The sequence below is a fragment of the Pseudomonas sp. UYIF39 genome, from assembly GCF_029963765.1.
Taxonomy (GTDB): Bacteria; Pseudomonadota; Gammaproteobacteria; order Pseudomonadales; family Pseudomonadaceae; genus Aquipseudomonas.
Window position 1 is genome coordinate 1 of sequence record NZ_JALBYU010000070.1, and the last position, 552, is coordinate 552.

A 552-nucleotide genomic window follows, 5' to 3' on the forward strand; every position below is an offset into this window, starting at 1 on the left:
GACTGGCGCACAGCTTCATGTGGGAGACCTGGATGCGTCGAAACAGGCCGCCGATCAGCAGACCTTCTTCGCTCCAGTCAAATTGAAAGGCCTCACCCAAGGCAAAAGTCAGCGGTACAAAAGCACGTAAAGACTTGCCTTGCTCGCCTCGCCAAGAGCGTACAAACGCCGTGAGCTGGCTGTAGCCGCCGTCATAACCCTCAGCCTTGATCTGTTCGAAAAGTGCTTTGGCGCTTCTGCGGTTGTGCTTTGCCCGAAACGAATCGGCTTTGAGCGCCTGTTCTAGCGTGTCGTGGAATGGGCTGAGTTTGTTGAAAATTGCGCACCGTTGGTACGCCGGCTGAGTGGCTTCGGGCGCTCTGACCCACTTTCGGATAGTGTTTCTCGACAGCCCGGTACGCTTGGCTATCTGATGCAGCGAGAGCTTATCGCGGAAGTACATCCGCCGGATTTTTCCCAACATTTCCATGCTGATCACCCTGTGTTCTCCTGCTCGAAAAGTGAGCAGAAGCAGTTGAACACCTGGGTCAGTTTTCAGTCGGCAGAACAGCC

General features: G+C 54.9%; 1 pseudogene. It reads right to left on the minus strand.

The features are described from left to right. A pseudogene (locus MO767_RS30830) lies at positions 1-469 on the minus strand (IS21 family transposase); the annotation flags it as partial. Positions 470-552 lie beyond the last annotated feature (83 nt).